Origin of the sequence: Desmonostoc muscorum LEGE 12446, from assembly GCF_015207005.2 — a bacterium.
In the GTDB taxonomy this organism is placed as follows: domain Bacteria; phylum Cyanobacteriota; class Cyanobacteriia; order Cyanobacteriales; family Nostocaceae; genus Nostoc; species Nostoc muscorum.
In genome coordinates, this window is the sequence record NZ_JADEXS020000001.1 from 6359382 (window position 1) to 6380925 (window position 21544).

The window sequence follows — 21544 nt, forward strand, 5'->3', positions numbered from 1 at the left end:
CATCCCCCTTAAAAATGATTATCATTATTGCTAATGGAATAGTTTATTTTCTGGAAGTCCCTTACAGCCTGCTCTAATATTTCAGGATTGCATCTTTGTTGTATTTCGAGGAGTAAAGACTGGTTAAATGAATGTTCATACGACTGATTTTCAGCAACTAATCGATGCTGGATGGGTGTAAGCTCGATTTCTCCAGTTCTGGTATGATTTTTGATTTGGTTATTTTCAATTAAACCCGCTGCTGTTGCTAATTCAGCAATAGTCTGGTGCAAAAACATTTGTTGAGAAGTTAGCTTTAAACCTAATTGATTAGCCTTGGCAACAATTTGAATTGTAATAATCGAATCTCCTGCCAACTCAAAAAAGTTGTCATAAATACCGACCTTTTCAATTCCTAGAAATTGTTGCCAAATATTAGCTAAGGTTTGCTCAACTTCTTTACGAGGAGCAACATAAGCATTTGCCAAATTTGGACGTGGATGGCTGAGTTGGGCAAGATTTGTTTTTGATGTGTCTGATAAAAGCTCTAAATCTTGGTCTAGATAACTGAAAGAATTGTTTTGTTCAATTACTTTTTTAAAGTCTTTAGTTGAAACAATAACACGAGGTAAACTACTTAATAAAATGCGATTAAAAGCTTCAGCACCTTCTTGAGGTAGTATTCCTTTTTTGATTTCTTCTTGACGTTGCAGTTTTAATTGTTCTGGTAGTATTGTCTCTACTGCCATCCCTACTTCTTGCCAAGTATCCCAGTTGATTGCTACTGTAAATTCGTCAGATTGGGAAGTACGATAATTTGCATAAACGTCCAGAAATGCATTAGCGGCACAATAATCTACTTGTCCAAATTCACTCAAGATAGAACTTTGGGATGAGCAAAGCACCAAGAAATCTAAAGTAATATTTTTTAAGTTTAAAATCTGCTCTAATACTAATGTGCCCTTGACTTTTGGTGCTAAGACACTGTTTGCTATATCCTCTGTTTTGAGTTGAATCATTCCACCGCCAGCAATACCCGCTGCATGGATGACACCATTAATTTGACCAAATTTTTCTAAAGCTTCAGTAATGGCTACCTGCATTTCTTCGTAGCTGGCGACATCAGCAGTTTTAACCTCAATCTCTGATCCCAATTTTTCAAGTGCCAGCATTTTTTGGATCTTGCGGCTAACACTATCTTGATTATCATGAGTTTCTAGCCATTGTTGCCACTGCGATCGCTCTGGTAATCCCTTCCTACCAATTAAAATTAACTTAGCTTGTACTGTCTTCGCTAAATATTCCGCCAGTACCAAACCTATACCGCCAAGTCCACCAGTAATTAAGTAAACTCCTGCTTTTTTTAACTTAGTTTTACGTGGGATATTTTCATCTAAACAGACATTTTCAAAAGTTTCAATCCAGCGATGAGATCCACGATAAGCAACTAAATTTTCGGGTTGTTGGGTTGTTAGTTCGGTAATTAGATAGTCTACAAACTTTGGTGTTAATGAGATTTTAGCAGCAGGAATTACAACATCAATCAGACAGGAATTAATGTTTGGATATTCCTTTGGAATTACCTTACAAGCCCCCAATATCGTTGCCTTTTCTGGGCATAATTTTTCATCACCGATGACATTATATACATTATTAGTTACAACCCTTAACTTCAGAGAATCGCTGATATTGTGCTTTCCTAATGCTTGGGTCAAATACAACAAACTCCAAAAGCCGAGATTCTGGCAATTTTCAAAAGTGGGTAAAGTATCATTTGGTGTAATGCTCCAAAAGTGAGCGATCGCATTTGGAATTAAACTCTGTTTTTTGAGTAGTTTCAACAAAGCATCGTAGTCATTTTTTTGCTGAGGGTTAATAGTATATGTATATTTATCTATCTGAATAAATTCATCTGCAATCCTAACTATGATAATATTTTGGCTTTGCTGTTCCAGTCCTTTAGCAACTGCACTTCCAATTCCATAATCATCGATAAAAATTAACCAGCAGGTATTTATTTCAGATGCTTGAAAGAATCCAATTGGTGGAGATTGTTTCCAGATTGGCATATAAAACCAATCGGCAATATTTGTTTTTTTATCTAATGATTTTGGCGATATTGTTGATAATGCAGCTTCAGAATCAGCCTCAATCCAATAACGTTGACGCTCAAAAGGATAAGTAGGCAAAGGAATATGTCTGCGTTGTTCGTGAACATAAAAGCCTGTCCAATTTATTGGCAATCCTGTTAACCAAAGCCGAGAGAGAGTATTGAGTAAAAATGCCACATCAGAAACTTGCTCTTGGGGATGTCGCAGCGAAGTTAGTACCACAGTTTGTGAAGCTAACTGTCGTTTAGCTAGGGTAGTTAATGTGCGTCCTGGACCAACTTCTAAAAATATTTGCTCTGGTTGTTGCAGGAGTTCAGCGATTCCTTCCTTAAACAATACTGGTTGCCGTAAATGTTTAGCCCAGTATTCAGGGTCAGTTGCCTGCTGTGCTGTAATCCAAGTTCCGGTAATATTAGATACAAAAGCAATTTGAGGGGATTTCAGGTTAACTTTTCTAACATGTTGCACAAATGGCTCTAAAATCGGCTCCATCATTTGGGAATGAAAAGCATGAGATGTATGCAGACGGCGACAATCTATACCTTGCTCATTCAAATGATTTTGTAATGTTTCTATCGCTTTTGTAGCACCTGAAACCACACAAAGAAACGGTGCATTGCTAGCTGCTAAAGAAAGTTCTGATCCCAACATTGGTTGTATTTCTTCAGCAGAAATAGAAACAGAAAGCATCGACCCAGATTCGAGTTTTTGCATTAATTGTCCGCGAATCGCAACTAAAGTTAGTGCCTCTTCTAAAGAAAAAACACCCGAAATACAAGCCGCTACATACTCGCCAATGCTGTGGCCAATCATGGCTTGCGGATGCACACCCCACAACATCCAAAGTTTAGCAAGGGCATATTCAATTACAAATAATGCAGGTTGGGTTAAGGAAGTTTGTTGGAGTTGTTCCTCTGTAGTTTCTAATTTTGGGGGATAAAGTATATCCTTAAGGTTTAACTTTAAATGTGGTTTCAGGAATTCACAACACTTATCAATTTCTTGCCGAAACATTAATTCTGTTTCATATAATTCCCGTCCCATATTTACATACTGCGCTCCCTGTCCAGGAAACATAAATACAATGGGATGATTACGGGTTTCTGAACAATTATTCAAAACTCTGTGATTATTTGGTGTTGTTAATATTTTTATAGCATCTGAAATATCCCGACATAATAATACTCGGCGATGGTTAAAATTTCGGCGACCAACTTGCAAGGTATAAGCTACATCAGCAAGATTAATCTCAAGATGCTGTGCTAAATAATTAGCAAGATTAGTTGTAGCAGATTCCAAAGCTGTTGGAGTTTTGGCAGAGATAGCCAACAGATGCCAGGGGCGAAAAACACTTTCTTTGATTATAAAAACTGGAGCTTCTTCTAATATTACATGGGCATTAGTACCACCAATCCCAAAAGAGCTAACTCCTGCACGTCTAGGATGTTTGTCTGCTTTCCATTCAGAAAGTTTATTGTTGACATAAAAAGGACTATTGGCAAAATTAATTTGAGGATTTGGTTCCTCAAAATGCAAGCTGGGAGGAATTTGTTTATGTTTAAGAGCTAAAACTGTTTTAATTAAACCTGCAACACCAGCAGCTGCATCTAAGTGACCAATATTTGTTTTTAAAGAACCAATTCCACAGAAATTTTTATTTTTTGTACTAGTTTGGAATGCTTGAGTTAGCGCAGCAACTTCAATCGGATCTCCTAAGGAAGTTCCTGTTCCGTGAGCTTCAATATAAGTGATTGTTTCTGGTTCTACTTCTGCAATAATTTGAGCAGTTTTGATAACTTTAGCTTGACCTTCTATGCGAGGTGCTGTGTAACTAACTTTATTTGAACCGTCATTATTAATAGCAGAACCTTTAATCACAGCATGAATAAAATCTCCATCATTTAAGGTATCTTGTAATCTTTTTAGAACAACTATTCCTACACCTTCCCCACTCACAGTTCCCTGTGCTTTAGCGTCAAAAGCACGGCAATGTCCGTCCGGAGATTTAATACCTCCTTCTTTATATAAATAGCCAGCTTTTCTTGACGCGCCGATAGAAACACCGCCAACCAAAGCAATATCACATTCGCCATTTAGCAAACTTTGGCAAGCTAAATGTACGGCTACTAATGAGCTTGAGCAAGCTGTTTGAACTGCATAACTAGGCCCTGTTAAATTAAGTTTGTAAGAAGTACGTGTTGCTAGATAATCTTTATCGGCAGCAATTGTTAGTTGATGTTCGTCTATTGAGTTTCTAATATTTTGATTAAAATAAATGTTTAGTAAATAGCCGCTTAAGTTAGAACTAGCAAAAACACCTATAGAACCATTATAGGTTTCAGAATTATACCCTGCGTTTTCTAATGCTTCCCAAGCACACTCTAAAAAAATCCGGTGTTGGGGATCAGTTATTTCTGCATCTCTAGGATTAAAACCAAAAAAGGTAGCATCAAAAAGTTCTGCATCTTCTAGAACAGCATTGGCTTTCACATAATTCGGATTACTGAGAAGTGCTGGTTCTACTCCTGATGCTAACAGTTCTTCGTCACTGAAAAAAGAAATTGATTCTACGCCATTTTGCAGATTATGCCAAAATTCATCAAGATTTTTCGCTCCAGGAAATCTTCCAGTTAATCCGATAATTGCGATTTCTGAACCGTTAGTAGAATATGTTTCACTTGGAATATTCATGATTTATAAATTCCCTAATTATTTTCAACTGATTTTATTTTTTGCAAACGTTTTCTTTGTTGCGCTTTACCATCTGAAATTTTCTCTATTTGGATATCAGTTTCCTGTAAAAATGCTGTTTGATTTGCAGACGAACTTAAATACTCTGCTAAAGAATTGATGGTAGGATATCTAAACAAATCAAGGGTTGATAGTTCTGCATTTAATATTTCCTGCAATTGGCTGTGAACCGTAACTAAAAGTAATGAATGACCACCAATTTCAAAGAAATTGTCGTGAATGCCTATTTTTTCAATATTCAAAGCTTTCTGCCAAACAGAGGCTATTGTTTTTTCTACCTCAGTTTGTGGTACCACATAAGCAACTTCTAATTCTGGGCGCAGAGCATCTGGCATTGGTAATGCTCGATGATCTATTTTACCATTAGATGTTAATGGAAAGGCTTTTAATATCATAAACGCTGTTGGTACCATGTGGTCAAGCAATTTATTTTGTAAGAAGCGACGCAGTTCAGGAATTGTTAATGTTTTGTCTGGGTGGAGAATTATATAGGCTATTAAACTTTGATTTCCTGGTTTATTCTCCCGAAGCATAACTACACTTGCAGATACCGATGGATGTTGAATAATAGTCGCTTCAATTTCTCCCAACTCAACACGGAAACCACGTATTTTAATTTGGTTATCGATGCGACCGATATACTCCATATCTCCATTCGGTAAAAAGCGAACTAAATCACCTGTCTTGTAAAGGCGATCGCCTTCTTTGTCACTGAAGGGATTGGGGATAAACCTCTGCGCTGTTAATTCAGGTTGATTTAAATAACCTCTGGCTAATCCAACTCCGCCAACGTGCAATTCACCGGGTATTCCGATCGGTACTGGCTGCTGATAGCTATCTAGTAAGTAAACTTGCAAGTCAGGAATTGGACGACCAATTACACTTGCTGATGCTAGTTCTAAGTCTGCCATTGTTAGCGGACGATAAGTCACATGCACGGTTGTTTCTGTAATGCCGTACATATTTACTAATTGTGGAAACTGGTCGCCATGACGTTCAAACCAAGGTCTTAAACTCTCAATTTGCAAAGCTTCCCCACCGAAAATAACTGCTCGCAGCTTTAAGTCGTTATTATTTCCTAGAGATTCCTCTACCTGTATCAGTTGGCGAAAAGCCGAAGGTGTCTGGTTCAGTATTGTGACTTGCTGGGTTAATAACAATTGATAAAAGTCTTGAGGTGAACGACTCAACAAGTATGGTACTACTATCAACTTTCCGCCATATAGCAAGGCTCCCCAGATTTCCCAAACAGAAAAATCAAAGGCTATTGAATGGAATAGTGTCCAAACATCCTGTTGATTAAAGTTATACCAGGAATCAGTTGCAGCTAACAGACGGACTACATTAGCGTGATTAATTAAGACTCCTTTGGGTTGACCTGTTGAGCCAGATGTATAGATGATGTAGGCTAAATTATCAGCTGTGCAGTTACTAATTGGGTTTGTTTGGCTTTGTTGAGCTATGGTTTGCCTATCTGTCTCTAGACAAACAACTTGAGTCTGATGTTTTGGTAAATTTTCTATCAGGTGCTGCTGTGTTAGTAACACAGACACTTGAGATGACTGCAATATCAAGCCTATACGTTCTGCTGGATAGGCTGGATCTATCGGTACGTATGCACCACCAGCTTTGAGGATGGCTAATAATGCGATAATCATAGACAGCGATCGCTCTACACAAATTCCCACCATCACATCTGGCTTGACACCTAATTGTTGTAGGTAATGAGCTAGTTGATTAGCACGAGTGTTTAATTCTTGGTAGCTTAGTTGCTGATTATTATAAATAACAGCAATGTTGTCTGGTGTGCGATCGCACTGCTCCTCAAACCAATGGTGAATACACTTATATTCTAGCTCTGCTGTCTTAGTATTATTGAATGTAAGTAACAGTTTTTCTCGTTCTTGTTCACTGAGAATGTCTAATCGTGATATCGCTAAAGAAGGATTATTAATAATGCTGCTTAACAAAGTTTGCCACTGACTCGCCAAATTTTCAATATCTTCTTTATGGAAAAGTTTGGCATCATAGTGAAATTCTACTTTGACTAAATCATTTTGTGTACGGACACAAGAAAGCTTTAGTTTAAATCGGTCAACGCAGACGTAATGCTGATGAATGGAAAATGATACTTGAGGAGCATAATAATTAGCAATTGTTTCCTCAAAATCATAACAAAATGGTAAAAATGCCTGTTCTATATCATCTGTATCTGTTTTACCAAATGCGTTCCAACTAAAACTATCTTGCCATTCAAGCATTTCATCTGTTAACTTTTTAACCTGTATTAAGGTATCACTAAATGTATAATTTTCTTGCAGATGATAAACAAGCGGTAAATATTTGCCAAATAAACCTAGTGCTGCTTTTAATTCTTCATAATTGCGACCATCACAGCCTACACCTACAATTAAATTTGATTGCCCACTAAGACGCCAAAGTAGAATTTGCCAACAAGTAAGGAAAAATATATTTATCGATATTTGATATTTTTGGATAATTTCTTCAATTTTAGTCAGTAAATCGCTGTGAATGACTAACTTAATAACTTGAGGATCAAATTCTGATTCTTGAGAAAAGCAATTCTCAAAAGCAAGCTTTAAGTTATCTAGAGCCGAAAAATCTACTTGCTGCCAGAAATTTGTTCTTGTTGTAGTTTCTTCTGCTTCAAGTAATTCATTTTGCCATGTAGCGACATCAGCGTATTGTAGTGTTTCTTCGTCTATTTCGGTATTCTGCAAGCAGGCAGTGTAATACTGACTAATTTGATAAACTATATTTTTGAATGTTTTATAGTCGGTACAAATAGATGGTAAATTGATAAATAAAACATATTTTTTTGCGGAACATTTGACCAAATCTATCTTTAAGAGTTGCCCTTTCTCTAATTTGACAGAGTGGTCCCTGATTTTATCGAAAAGGGCTTCTATTTCTTCATCTTGAGAATAGTGATTTCCTAAATCATACTCATTGAGAAATATCTTGCTATTAGTATCTATTACTTGAATAGGTATTTTTAAACCACGCGGACGATGAATATTTGTGCGAAGAATCTCGTTTCTAGCAATAACTTTCTCTAACGCTTCTTTCAATATCTCTACCTGTAAATCTCCTTCAATTAGAACAGCACATTGATTCCGATATAAATTACTACCTTGCTGTACTAACCAAAGGTGCTTTTGTTGAGGAGATAGTGGAAAACCCTGAATTTTTTGTTGCATTTTGATTATTCAATCCTAATTAAAAATTTTAGTCGCAATTTGTCAGACATTCTATTTCAATGCCCATACAAAATCTCAAGTTTTACTAAAACGCAGGGTAAAAAACGGGAGTATAAACTTTACCACTTAAAGTTTCGCGGGGATGTTCACCATTTTCATTATTTATCTATTTTGATTAATTCAGGTTGTAAATTGATAGATTTTCTGCCAACTTTATCTAACTTATCCTTTAAATTGGAATTATTTATTTTTATCTGTTTCATTTTAATCCTCAACTTGAGTTATTGTTTCAATTACTTTTCGCTTAATTAGGCTTAACTTTTGTTGATGTTCCTGTTTTCGCTTTGCTTCTTTCTTTAACTTATATTCTTTGTCTGTTTTGGTGAGAATTGCTTCTATCTCACTCAATTTGATGTCAGGTTGGACAACAATTTGAGACAAAATTATTTCAAAACTATTGAGTAACTGGTCTATGTTACTAGCATCAAATAAGTCTTGATTATATTTGAATAACCCAACTATTCCTTGCTGTGTATCCGTTAGTTCTAGAAGAAGATCAAATCTTGGTACTATATTTTCTAAATCATCTAAACGAGTCAAAGTTAAATCTGAAAGTGCTAAAGGATGTGTAGGAGCATTTTGCAGGATAAACTTGACTTGAAATAGAGGAGTTTGGCTTAAGTCTCTTTTCGGATTAAGAGCGGTAACTAGTTTTTCAAATGGTAAATCTTGGTGAGCATAGGCTTCTAGGCAAACTTTACGTATGTGTTGCAAAAATTCGCTAAAAGTAGGGTTACCAGATAAGTTACTACGCAACACCAATTGATTAACAAAAAATCCAATTAAATTCTCTATTTCTATACGATTCCGGTTAGCTATATCAGTACCAATAACAATATCTTTGTCACCTGTATACCAAGATAATAAAACCTTAAATGCTCCAAGTAACGTCATAAATAATGTCGTTTCCTGGCTATCACCTAGCTTCTTAATCCCTTGGGATAATGTCTGAGAAAACATCAAAGCTTGCCTTCCTTCTTGAGATGTTTTCCCTTTGGAAACTTGAGGAATCGTAGGTAATTGTAAAACGGGTAAATTATCTCCTAATTGTTTTTCCCAATATGTAAGTAAGGTATTAAGTACCTCACCCTGCAAGCACTTTCTTTGCCAAGCAGCAAAGTCTGCATACTGGATATTTATCTCTGGAAGCGGTGAAGGTTTATCACTAGAGAAAGCTTCATAAAGTACTGATAATTCTCGGATAAACACTCCTTCTGACCAAGCATCAAAGATAATATGATGCATAGTTACTAACAAAATATATTCCCTAGTTTTCAATCGTAAAAGAGTTAACCGTAGCAATGGAGCTTGTCTTAAATCAAATGGTTGCTGGTAATTTGCTAACCTTAAGGCTTCTACCTGTGCTTCACGTTCATTGTCAGGTAAATGTTGTAAATCTACTATTGCTAAGGGTATCTGTAAAGCAGGAGCAATGATTTGAATTGGTTGCCCATTTACAATGTGTAAACATGTTCGTAAAATTTCATGTCTTCGCCCTATTTCATTAATACTTTGCTCCAAGGCTTTGACGTTGAGCGAACCTTCTAACAGTACTGCGCTAGAACCATTGTAAATATATGATTTTGGATCTAACTGATGTAGAAACCACAATCTCTGCTGTGCAAAAGATAGTGGTAATTCTATCTCTCGTGAAACTCGTTCAATTGGCAGCAGTGACTTAAAGATGATCTGTTTTTCTTCTATAATTTTGGCGAACTTTGCTATTGTTGACAGTTCAAAAATTTTGCGTATTGGTAACTCGATATCAAGATTTTTATTAATACGGGATATAACTTGGGTTGCTAAAAGTGAGTGTCCGCCCAATTCAAAAAAATTGTCGTTTATTCCTATCTTTTCTAAGCCAAGTACTTCCATCCAAATCGTCGCTAATTGTTTTTCAATGGAGGTTTGAGGTGCAACAAAGCTTTCTTCAAATTCTGTTATTACTATATTAAGTGCAGGCAGCGCCTTACGGTCAACCTTACCATTAGGTGTTAGTGGGAGTGCCTCTAAAATTACAAAATTTGTTGGTATCATGTAGCTTGGCAATTTTGACTCCAAAAAGCTACGCAGTTCAGGAATTGTTAATGTTTGTTCGTTTTCAGGGACTAAATAAGCAACTATTCGTTGAGAGTCTACTGAATCTTTGCGTACTACAACTACAGCTTCTCGAACTGTGGAATTTTGGGCGAGCAGTGCTTCAATTTCTCCTAGTTCAATACGAAAACCACGGACTTTTACTTGGTGGTCAATTCGACCAATGTACTCTATTTCTCCATTTGATAGATAGCGGGCTAAATCTCCTGTTTTATATAAACGCGTAGCTTTTTCACTAAATGGATTTGGTATAAATTTCTCTGCTGTCAAGTCAGGACGGTTCAAATAGCCTCGTGCAAGTCCATCGCCACCGATGTGTAATTCTCCTGCTACACCCACAGGAACTAACTGGTTGTATTGATTTAGGATGTAAAGTTGCGTATTAGCGATCGCCTGATTAATTGGTACAATTTTGCTGTCAGTTTCTATCTGAGATGCTGCTGACCAAATAGTGGTTTCTGTAGGGCCGTACATATTCCACAGCGAGGCACACCGATGCAATAATTGATTGGCTAAGTGTCCAGGTAAAGCTTCTCCACCACAGAGAATTTTTAATTGATGATTCCCACTCCAGCCTGCTGTTAAAAGTAATTGCCAAGTCGCTGGTGTGGCTTGCATGACTGTTGCTTTTGAGTCTGTCAATTTTGCTGATAGTTGGATTCCGTCTGACGCTATTTCCCGACTAGCAATTACCAAACGACCACCAACTATAATTGGCAGAAAAAGTTCTAAGGCAGCAATATCAAAGGAATAAGTCGTAACTGCTAGTAAGGTATCGTGTTGGGTTAATCCTGGCCTTTCCTGCATGGAGTACAAAAAGTTACTTAAAGCGCTGTGAGGAATTTGTACGCCTTTCGGTTTGCCTGTAGAACCAGAGGTATAGATGACATAAGCTAGGCTATCAGTAGTTAGTTCAGAAAATAAATTTTCCTGACTTTGTTGTGCAATTTTCTGCCAATCTGCATCAAAACAAACAACTTTAGCTTTGTTTTGCGGTATTGCTTCTAACAAGAATGTTTGAGTTAACAATACTGGCACTTGGGCATCTTCTAAAATAAATCTTAATCGCTCTTTAGGATAACTAGGATCTAGTGGAATGTATGCTCCACCCGCTTTGAGTATCGCTAATAATCCAATGAGCATATTCAGCGATGCCTTCGGCAACGTCTTCGACGAACGCTCTACACAAATTCCCACTAAAACTTCTGCTTTTACTCCCAATTCTTGCAAATAATGTGCAAGTTTATTTGCTTTTGTGTTCAGTTCAGAATATGTTAATTGTTGATTTTCAAATATTACTGCTACTGCGTCAGGTGTTTTTTTTACTTGCGCTTCAAATAACTGATGAATGCACTTTTGAGGATAGTCAATTTGGGTATTATTCCAATCTATCAATAATTTGTGATGTTCTTGTGCAGTCAGCAATGGCAAATCTTTAACACGCTGTTGTTGGTTGGCTGTCATACCCAATAATAATGTACAAAAGTGCCCCAACATCCGCTTAATTGTAGTTGACTCAAACCTAGAGCTTTCATAGAAAATTTCTAATAATAATTCCGAATCCACCTTCACTGACACAGTGAGGGGATAATGAGGATGCATAAAACTACGAATATTAGATATTTTTAAGTTACTGACTTCCTGTAATTTAGAAAAATCTGTTGGGTAATTCTGAAAATTAACTATACTTTCAAACAAAGGTTGCCCAGCGGGTATATCACTGCACTTTTGAATTTTGATTAATGGACATTGCTCATACTGTCGTGTTTCATTTTGCTGTACTTGGAGTTGTTTTAACCAAGAGACAACAGATTCTTCTGGATTTATACACACTCGCACTGGCAGAGTGGTGATTAACACCCCCACCATTGATTCGGTTCCGGCTAAACTACCCCGACCAGAAACAACAGTTCCAAAAACAACATCATTCTCTCCATTGTAACGGTTTAAAAGGATAGCCCATGTACCTTGTATTAAAGTATTTAAAGTTAGCTGTTGCTGTCGTGCAAAAGACTGCAATGCTAATGTTTCGGCGATTGATAGTTTAATTTTTTGTTGTTTATATTGTTTATTTTCATCAGATAAATTACTAGAAGGATGGTCTACGATCAAAGGAGTAGTTCCTGTAAATTCTTGCAAATATTTTCGCCAGAAAGTCTCACTCTTGGATATATCCTGCTGTTGCAGCCAAGCTATATAATCTCGGTAAGGACGAGGTTTTTTTAAAGATAAATTTTGATTTTGGCTAAATGCTTTGTAAAATGCAAAAACTTCATCCATAACCAAAGATGAAGACCATCCATCTAGTAACAAATGATGTTGGCTCCAGACAAATTGATAGTTATTTTTGATTAATTTAATTAGAGTTAAGTGCATCAAAGGTGCTTGAGAAATATTAAAACTTCGCTGTTGTTCTGCGGCTAATAAAGTTTCGATACGCTTTTGTTGGGTAATACTTTCAATTCCAGACCAATCTTCTTCGTCCCAAGGCAATTTAACTTGCTTATGTACAATCTGAGCAGGTTCTTTTAAACCTTCCCAAACAAAAGATGTTCGCAAAATTGGGTGGCGTTCTAGCAATTGCTCCCAAGCTTGCTTGAATGCTGAAATATTAAGTTCTCCCTGGATATTACAACTGAAAACTTCGCAATAAACTGCTGAGTCTGGGGCATAAAGACTGTGAAATAGTATGCCCTGCTGTGTCGGTGAAAGTGGATAAAAATCTTCAATACTTTTCATTTCATCAATACTAATAAACTCTATTTTTTCTCAATTATTTTGTAGGATCATCAATTATAGGAAATTTAAATCCTAATTTTTCCGCTGAATCTATACCAATTTCTTCTAAATATTCCGCTCTTAATGTATTATGTTCCATCACATTACCTGATTCTGTATTATTTCCTTTATAAATAAAAATTTGATTGCGATAAAAGTGGATGCCAACGATATTTTTATCAAAATAATTAGGTAAATACCCAGGATTGAAAAATTCCTGATGACTTAAACAATCAACTAGTCTTTTAAAAAAGTTCATCATCGTTTTCTGGTCGTATAAATCTAAGCTTCCCCCATACTGTGACCATTCGGGAGGCTCGGTATCATCAGAAAAATTAGACCAATTTTCGTAACTAGGTATATAAGAAGTATGAGTATCTTCAATTATATAAATTCCACCATCATTGAGTTCTGGAAACAGAACTTTGAATGTTTTAATTACATGGTCATTGTGATGACTACCATCATCAATGATGATGTCTAATTTGCCTGTTTGTTGGATAACATTTTTCAAAAAAACCTCATCATCTTGGCTTCCTTGAAAAATTTTAATTCTGTTTGACTCTAAAGCTGTTTTATCTACAATATCAATACCATAAATCATACTATTAGTAAAATAGTTCTTCCACATTCTTAAAGATTCGCCACCAGAATATGGGTCATCAGCATAACTACCCGATACGCCAACTTCGAGACCACCTATACCTATTTCCAAAATTTTTAATTTTTTAGTTCTTAAAGGTGCAAAATGAAATTGATAATGCTGACCGAACAAATGAGGATTCCATTTACAGTCATATAACTGCAATAATTTAGTTAAATCCTTACGGTGGATAAATAGCATTAACTTATGGTACAAATTTTGCAAAATTGTTCTGGGATATGTATCTTGCTTCACTACGATCGCTCCTATCAATAATGAGTATATTTTTGTAAAAATAAAACTTTAAGAGTTATCAATTTTTGCCAGAATATTATCAATATCAGCTTGACTCCATTGACTGGATTTAAATTCTGCAAAGTCAGAAGGTGTGTAATTTTCTAATGAAGAAGGCTGACAATCATTAATTAGCGATCGCAAAGTTTCTACAAAGTCTTCAATCAATTGTTTCACCGTCTCTGCTCGATGCATATTTGTGCTATAAGTCCAATCTACTTTTAACTTATTATCAGCAATCAAACTATTAATTTCTAACAGATGGCTGCGCTTTCCTTGCAAACTAACAACATGTCCAAAAGATTTTTGAGATAGCTTCCACAAAGGAGATTTTGGTAAGGTTTCTTCTAAGTTACCAAGGTAGAGAAAAATGATTTCTGCTGGTTGTAACAAACGTATTTTTTCAGTAATTATTAAGTCATCACTCAAATATCGCAGCACACCATAACCAAGACCTTGATTTGGAAAATTACGTAGTTGCTCTTTCACTAATTTCAATGCTTCTCCTGGCTGATAAGTTTCCTCTAAATCCAAAAATACAGGAGCAATATTAGTAAACCAACCCACAGTCCGACTTACGTCTATATCATCAAAAATTACCTCCCTACCATTTCCTTCTAAATCAACCAACAGCGATTCTGTTCCAGTCCATTTACTAATTACTTGTCTTAAGGCAAATAGTAAAATTTCCTCCATTTGAACTCGATAGGCTACTGTCACTTCTTCTAGTAGTATTTGGGTTTCTGCAACACTTAATGTTATTGATATAGTCTCTGCTGATGCTACAGTGTTCGCGCCTTGTGGATAATCTACGGGTAACGGTGATACCGACTCACGAGAAGCTGACAACCAATAAACTTCTTCCCATTGCAATTCAGTTGATTTAGCATATTTAATTAAACGTTCTGCCCACTGTTTGAAGGAGGTTGTTTTGGCTGGCAATTTAATTGCTTTGCCTTCATTTAACTGTTGGTATGCTGTTTGCAAATCATCAAGTAAAATTCGCCAAGAGCCAACATCAACTGCTAAATGATGAATCACAAATAGTAATCTTTGAGGTTGCTGTGTCCCTAATTCAAAAAGAGCAACCTGTAAAAGGGGACCGGATAAAAGATTTAAAGATGCTTGCAACTCATTAGCAGCTGATTCAAAAGCAGATTCTTGCAATAAATCTGGTACTGCTGACAAATCTATTTGCACAAAGGGCACAAATTCATCAGGAAGGGTATTAATCTGCTGGACGCCAGATTCATTTTCGACGTAACGTAAACGCAAGGCATCATGATGTCCGAGCAAATATTGTATTGCCTGAGCTAGTAAGCCTGGAACAATAGGTTGTTGTACTTCTAGTAAAATAGCTTGGTTCCAATGATGTTTATCGACTAAATTCTGTTCAAAAAACCAGTGTTGGATAGGTGTTAAAGGGAGTTCTCCCTGTATTAATCCTTGTTCGCTCAAAACACTCTGAGTTCTGGTTGCTACTTCTGCTAATTCTGCAATCGTTGGGTATTCAAATAAATGTTGATTATTAAGACGTAACCCCGCTTTATTTGCCCTAGCTGTAACTTGAATACTGAGAAGAGAATCCCCTCCTAACTCCAAAAAGTTATCGTATATACCTACTTGTTCAAATCCCAAAGCTTCTTGCCAAATGTTAGCAATGATTTGCTCTGTTTCATTTCTAGGAGCAACATATATATTGTGTAACTTTGGTCTAGAGTGGAGCGATTGGGAATTTTCTGGCAGCAAAGATTTGGTATTTTTTAATGATTCATGTCCAACCCAGCGTTTGATTCTAGCTGGTAAATTAGTCGTTGAAACAACTACTTGAGTTAGATTTTTCAGAGTTAAGACACCTTTAAATACTTCTATTCCTTCGCTAGCTGTCATGAATACGTCATTCGCAGTTTCTTGTTTACCAGCCAATTCTCCAGCTAATTGATTTGTGAGCCAATTATCCCAATTTACACTTATCCAAGGTGTCGAGTTTGTCTGATTATGTTTATAAACAAAGGCATCAGTAAATAAATGCGCTGCTGGGTAAGCTGCCATGCCTAAAGCACCCAACATTGATGATAAAGAAGATATCAATATACAAAAATCAAGCTCTATCCCTTGCAAAATTTTTTCTAAAACAAACAGTCCCTGACCATTTGCTTGTAGTTGCTTTTCACATTCACTGCGATTTATTTCTCGAATAGTTCCAAATAATTTGATGCCTGCTGCATGGATAACTCCGTTAATTTTACCAAAGCGATCGCCACTTTGAATAATTACTGCTTGCATTTGCGCTTCATTGGCAACATCAGCGCTTTCTGCAATCACCTCTGCACCAAGTTTTTCAAGTTCCTCGATTTTCAATATCTTCCGGCTTACCTCATCTGTCTCACCATGAGTTTTTAGCCATTGCTGCCATTCCTCGCGCTGGGGAAGAAACGATCTTCCGACCAAAATCAGCTTTGCTTTTACTGTTTTTGCTAGATATTCAGCCAGTTCAAGGCCTATACCACCCAAACCACCAGTAATTAGGTATACACCAGATTCTTTGAGAGTACAATCCAAGTTGAATGTAGAATCATCCCCAGGAATTGGCTCAAAAGTCTGTATCCAACGATGATGTCTGCGGTAAGCAATCACCAAATCCGATGATTCGTGGCATACCTCCGCCATTAGTTGGTCTATATTTTCTTCAATCCTACCGACATCTATACTCCGACAACTAATATTTGCATACTCTTGGGGAATGACTTTACACATTCCTAATACAGTTGCCTGTTCTGGATTTAAGCTCTCAACACCCGTCACGTCGTGTATATTGTTTGTTACGACAAAAATCTTTATTGGTTGAGTAATATCCTGTTTTTCAAGAGACTGTGCCAGAAATAATAAACTATAAAAACCCAGATTTTGACAATTTTCAAAATACTCTATTCTTGGTTGTGTCTGTTCGTCTGCTGTGATACTCCACAAATGAATAATTCTGTCGGGAATTTTACCTAATACTTGTAATTGTGTTAGTAAAGTATCATAATCTTCTGGCTGCTGGGGATTAAGATTAAATTGGCGATCGCTAATTTGATGAAACTGTTCTTTTGCCTCTACAGTAATAACATCATGACCGCTACTTTCCAGGCGTTGGGCGATTTGTCTGGCGAACTTATCTGTATCTCCAAAAATTAACCAACATAATTTTTTATCTACTCTTTCCCCTGATTTGACACTTGAAGATAAAATCGCTTGTTTCCACACAGGAGCATAAAACCAGTCTGAAATATTTGGCTTTTTGTGATTTCCTTCAACCAAATCATTGGAAGTTTTCTCACGTTCAATCCAATAACGTTGGCGCTCAAAAGGATAAGTTGGCAAGGGAATTCGGTAAGGAAATTCATTAGCACAAAAACCAGACCAATTTATGTCAACTCCAGCTAACCAAAGACGGCCTAATGTGTTTAATAAAAAGGCAACATCTGACTTTTGTTCTTGCGGATGACGTAATGAAGTTAATACTATTTCCCCAGTAGCAGGAGCGCTTTTTTTAGCAAAGGTAGATAAAGTCCGCCCTGGCCCCACTTCTAACAAAATACGATTTTTTTCTCGTAATAATTGGGAAACTCCACCACTAAAGTTAACTGTTTGCCGTAAATGCCCCGCCCAATAATTTGCATCTATAGCTTGTTCTGCTGTAATCCAAGTTCCCGTAACATTTGATATAAAAGGAATTTGGGGAGAATTTAATTTAATTTTTTTAACTTCCTGAATGAATCGCTCCTTCACTGGTTCCATCATGTGAGAATGGAAGGCATGGGAAGTATGTAGACGACGATATTCTATACCTTTAGCTGTCAGTTTTTCTTGGAGTGCATCTACAGCTGCATCAGTTCCCGAAACTACACAATAACCAGGAGCATTGATGGCAGCTAAAGATAAATTTGCATTTAGTAGACTAATAACTTCTGCCTCTGGTAATGAAACCGAAAGCATAGCTCCTGGTGACATTTCTTGCATTAATCGCCCACGCATGGCAACCAAAGCTAAAGCATCATCAAGAGACATCACATTTGCCAGAGATGCTGCTATATATTCCCCGACACTATGACCAATCATTGCACTAGGAGAAATACCCCAGGATATCCACAACTGAGCCAAAGCATATTCAATTACGAATAGTGCTGGCTGAGCGATATCAGTCTGTTTTAATTTCTCTGTCGTCGCTTCAACTTCACTTTCCTCAGGATAAAGTAATGAACGCAAATCTATTCCCAAGTGAGGTTTTAAAATTGAGCAACAACGGTCTACTTCTTCGCGGAATATTGCCTCATTTTGGTAAAGTTCTTTACCCATATTCACGTACTGAGCGCCCTGCCCAGGAAACATAAAGGCAATAGTAGGATGGGTACTTTGTTGAAAGTCTGTAAAAACTCTTTGGGAAACTTGTTCTTGAAATGCGCTCAGTGCATCTTGACTATTTTCACACACTAATATCCGACGATGATTGAACTGTCTGCGACCGACTTGCAGCGTATAAGCCAAATCTGCAAAGTTAATTTCTGGGTGCTGTTGCAGATGATTAACCAAATTTTTAGTCGCCGTCTCTAAAGCAGAGTTTGTTTTGGCAGAAAGTACCAACAATTGATGCTTTCTTCCCTGGTTTCTTATTTTAGAAACAGGCGCTTCTTCAAGAATTACATGGGCATTAGTGCCACCCATACCCAAAGAACTTACACCAGCACGGCGAGGGGTTATTCCTTGTTTCCATTCAGTCAGTTTTGTATTGACGTAAAACGGACTATTAGCAAAATCAATTTGTGGGTTGGGTTGCTGAAAATTTAAGCTAGGTGGTATTTGCTTGTGTTTGAGGGCGAGAACAGTTTTGATTAACCCTGCAACTCCGGCGGTAGCATCGAGGTGACCGATATTGGTTTTCACAGAACCAATGGCACAGAAACCTTTCTTATCGGTACCGGCGCGAAAAACTTGGGTCAGTGCAGCTATCTCAATGGGGTCGCCTATAGGTGTGCCAGTACCGTGAGCCTCAATGTAGCTGATTGTATCAGGTTCAACTGAGGCAAGCATCATTGCTTCGGCGATCGCCTCTGCTTGACCATCTACACTAGGCGCTGTAAAGCCGACTTTCGCAGAACCATCATTATTAATAGCTGCACCTTTAATTACAGCATGGATGCAATCACCATCTGCGATCGCTTCACTCAGTCGCTTGAGGACAACAACTCCTACACCATTACCAATAGTAATACCCTGCGCCTTGGCATCAAAAGCATAGCAGTGACCATCTGGGGATAAAGTTCCCCCTGGTTCATGTAAATAACCAGTTTTTTGTGGAACATTAATAGAGACTCCTCCCGCCAAAGCCATATCACATTGATAATTCAACAAGCTTTGACAAGCAAGGGAAACCGCAACTAATGAAGTAGAACAAGCTGTTTGAACCGTTAAACTCGGCCCAGTAAGATTTAATTTGTAAGATACACGAGTAGTGAGAAAATCTTTTTCATTGCCAATAGAAGTTTGATAGCATTTTGCCGAACCAACACTATCAGTATATAAATTGAAGGATAAATAGTTATTTTGGCTTGCCCCTGCATAAACCCCAATCCGACTTTCACATCTAGTGGAGTCATAACCAGCATTTTCTAGAGCCTCCCAAGCACATTCTAGAAACACACGGTGTTGTGGGTCAGTCGTTTCAGCTTCCTTAGGATTAAAATCAAAAAATGCCGCATCAAATAATTCAATATCTTCTAATATAGAGCCTGATTTTATATAATTTTTATCATTGAGTAACGCTGAATTAATTCCAGCAGATACTAACTCCTCATCCGTAAAAATAGAGATAGATTCCACACCAAATTGTAAATTATGCCAAAATTCTGCAATATTTTTCGCACCAGGGAAACGCCCCGCCATACCAATAATAGCTACCCCTTCTATTAATTCACTCGTTTCTACCCTACTCATTACTTTCTTTTCCCTTAATCAGCACTTCTAAAAATTATAAAATTACCTAGAGCTTAGACAAAAAACTCTTAAACTCTTATTCCTCCGTGTCCTCTGCGTTCTCTGCGGTTCGTTCCTCATAACTTCCTTTAATATCACTAAGTAAAGTCACAATTCTCCGACGCTTATCATTAAAAGATTTTCGCCCATGTAAAAATCTGGAATTATCAATCATCACCAAATCTCCAGACATCCAGGGAATAAAACCAGTCAAATTATCCATGATTTTCTGGATTTCATTGATAACTTTTACAGGAATTGCAGAGCCATCTGCAAAAGTTACGATTCCTCTAGGATTTCTGTATTCCGAAATTATGCTATTAGCAAATGCATCTTGATGACCATACTTTGTTTTGATGACACCAGAGCAAACGTATTCTAAAATAATTGAGTCATCTTGATTAATTTTGTAACTTAAACTTTCGATAGATTCTAATGTTTTTGTGACATCATCTATCGTAGCATTTGCCCCTAAAAATTGCTGCCAATGAGAAGCAAGAAATTTTTGGACATAGCGAATTTTTTGGGAAAGGAATAATTGTCTCAATTCTTCACTCATTGCTTTCCATACTTCAACACCATCCCAAAATAAAGTTTCACCACCTTCTGCTGCTGGCACAGCACAACAAAACCAAACTACATCAGGCCTAAAAGGAGAATTAGCATTTTCACAATGGGGAGCAATATAATGCATTCCTGAATCTACTAAGGTGATAAACTGATTGTTTAAATCAACAATCGGTCTACTGTATTGACCCATGAATGTAGAACTAAATTGCTCCGCAAATGCTTTCATTTTTTCATAATTCACATGAAATCCTCGAAACATAAGCATACCAGATGATTTGAAATTTTCTAAAATTTTTGATACTGGTAATTGCAGAATATCTTGCCCAGTGTCATTAAAGATAATATTTCCGCTACTATTTTTTAACAATTCTGCTGCGATCATTTAAGTTACCTCCTAAATTATGTAAATCAATATTATTTAACAGCTAAAATAGGCTTCTCAATAAATCTAATTAGCCAAGGAAATTCCAAGAACAAGCCTAAAAGATTACCTATTATGATATTTGCCTCACTTGCTGCATCTAAGACCATCTCTAAATTCCACTCATTAACTGTGTTGAAGCCCAAGGCAATGCTGTTTTCCAAGTTTTCAGCTTGATGCCACCACATAGAAGGAATATAGAGAATTTCTCCAGAATTTAAGAGAAATTCCACTGGTTTTGCATTAGCGTACAATGGGAATTTTTCTAAATCTGGCTTGAAAGCATCAACTTGCCCATCGTATACAAATTTTTGTTGATCGGGTGATAACAAAACAAATCGCTTACTTCCAGAAATTACTCCCAACCATCCTTGTGTACAAAATGAATCAATATGGAGACCTAATGATGATTCTTTGCGACCGATAATCAGATAAATATATTGCTCGAAACCATATTTATTCAACAATTCTTCTGGCAAGTTTTGTAATAAATTATCGCAGTAAATTGGAACTTCATAATCTTCGTAAAGCTCAGGATGTTCAAACATTGTCCATATTAAATTACGTTTATTTCTGAACCATATTCTTCTCAAAAAATATGTAC

The 21544-nt window shown here is 36.9% G+C and carries 7 protein-coding genes; all 7 read right to left on the reverse strand.

Translation table 11 applies throughout. From position 1 onward, the window contains the following. Positions 1-8: 8 nt before the first annotated feature. Positions 9-4781 (reverse strand): type I polyketide synthase, encoded by a 4773-nt coding sequence (locus IQ276_RS26725; protein ID WP_235116001.1) that lies wholly within the window; start codon positions 4779-4781, stop codon positions 9-11. 14 nt (positions 4782-4795) lie between these two features. Next, the gene (locus IQ276_RS26730; protein ID WP_193919443.1) at positions 4796-8062 is read right to left on the reverse strand and encodes a non-ribosomal peptide synthetase; all 3267 of its coding nucleotides are present in this window, start codon (positions 8060-8062) and stop codon (positions 4796-4798) included. 264 nt (positions 8063-8326) lie between these two features. Continuing rightward, a complete protein-coding gene (locus IQ276_RS26735; RefSeq protein ID WP_235116002.1) occupies positions 8327-12958 on the reverse strand; it encodes a non-ribosomal peptide synthetase in 4632 nt (1543 codons plus the stop codon). Positions 12959-12992: 34 nt separating this feature from the next. Then, positions 12993-13895 carry a class I SAM-dependent methyltransferase gene (locus IQ276_RS26740; protein WP_193913688.1) on the reverse strand — a complete coding sequence of 301 codons (903 nt, stop codon included), beginning with the start codon at positions 13893-13895 and terminating at the stop codon, positions 12993-12995. 48 nt (positions 13896-13943) lie between these two features. Next, complete coding sequence (locus tag IQ276_RS26745; protein WP_235116003.1) at positions 13944-19910, reverse strand: type I polyketide synthase; 5967 nt, start codon at positions 19908-19910, stop codon at positions 13944-13946. 76 nt (positions 19911-19986) lie between these two features. Then, positions 19987-20901, reverse strand: a complete 915-nt coding sequence (locus tag IQ276_RS26750) for a TauD/TfdA family dioxygenase (RefSeq protein WP_193913690.1) — start codon at positions 20899-20901, stop codon at positions 19987-19989. Positions 20902-20933: 32 nt separating this feature from the next. Then, on the reverse strand, positions 20934-21488 hold the full coding sequence (locus IQ276_RS26755; protein WP_193913691.1) for a cupin-like domain-containing protein: 555 nt from the start codon (positions 21486-21488) through the stop codon (positions 20934-20936). Positions 21489-21544 lie beyond the last annotated feature (56 nt).

What these genes read in the sequence shown, in the direction of transcription:
- IQ276_RS26735 (WP_235116002.1), bottom strand. Translation starts at nt 12,958, where the DNA reads ATGAAAAGTATTGAAGATTTTTATCCACTTTCACCGACACAGCAGGGC.
- IQ276_RS26745 (WP_235116003.1), bottom strand. Translation starts at nt 19,910, where the DNA reads ATGAGTAGGGTAGAAACGAGTGAATTAATAGAAGGGGTAGCTATTATT.
- IQ276_RS26755 (WP_193913691.1), bottom strand. Translation starts at nt 21,488, where the DNA reads ATGTTTGAACATCCTGAGCTTTACGAAGATTATGAAGTTCCAATTTAC.
- IQ276_RS26750 (WP_193913690.1), bottom strand. Translation starts at nt 20,901, where the DNA reads ATGATCGCAGCAGAATTGTTAAAAAATAGTAGCGGAAATATTATCTTT.
- IQ276_RS26730 (WP_193919443.1), bottom strand. Translation starts at nt 8,062, where the DNA reads ATGCAACAAAAAATTCAGGGTTTTCCACTATCTCCTCAACAAAAGCAC.
- IQ276_RS26725 (WP_235116001.1), bottom strand. Translation starts at nt 4,781, where the DNA reads ATGAATATTCCAAGTGAAACATATTCTACTAACGGTTCAGAAATCGCA.